This window comes from Pseudomonas sp. TWI923, from assembly GCF_039673365.1.
GTDB classification, from domain to species: Bacteria; Pseudomonadota; Gammaproteobacteria; order Pseudomonadales; family Pseudomonadaceae; genus Aquipseudomonas; species Aquipseudomonas sichuanensis.
Genome location: NZ_JBDJLM010000185.1, coordinates 1 through 501, shown reverse-complemented (window position 1 = coordinate 501; position 501 = coordinate 1). Strand labels below are relative to the sequence as shown.

Here is a 501-nt window from a genome sequence, read left to right as displayed (position 1 = left end):
AGCCCCATGACCACCCTCACCGAGCACGACGTCGAGCTCGCCATTGCCCCCCTCGAAACCCTGCTCAGCGAGGACCTCGGTCTCGCCGCTGCGGCTGTCAATGACTGGCTGCATGGCATCAGCGGCGGTTTGCTCGACTTGCAGACCCTGCGCAACCTCGGTGAAAACACCCCTGTTGTTGCCAACGCCCTGGCTGCCGTGGATGTGCTGGCTGACCTCATCGAGTTGGTCGAACACCCTGGCAGCGACCCGCTGCTGTGGGCCAGCCTGGGTATCAACCTGATCGGCGTGGTGCCCTTCCCGCCGGGCATGGCCATCCCCCGCCGGGTATTGCGCCCGGTGCTGCAACTGACCCGCCAGACCCTGCGCCGCCGCCCTGGCGCGCGCCTCGACGCGGTGCTGCTGGAAATCCTCGAAGGCCACCTGCACGCCAGCATCCGCGGCGAGCTGGAAAACTTCATCAGCGGGGCGCTGCAGCACTTGCCAGAAATGCTCGCCCAG

General features: G+C 66.9%; 1 pseudogene. It reads left to right on the top strand.

Annotated elements, in window-relative coordinates:
* Positions 1 to 501, top strand: a pseudogene (locus ABE459_RS26045) (RHS repeat protein); the annotation flags it as partial.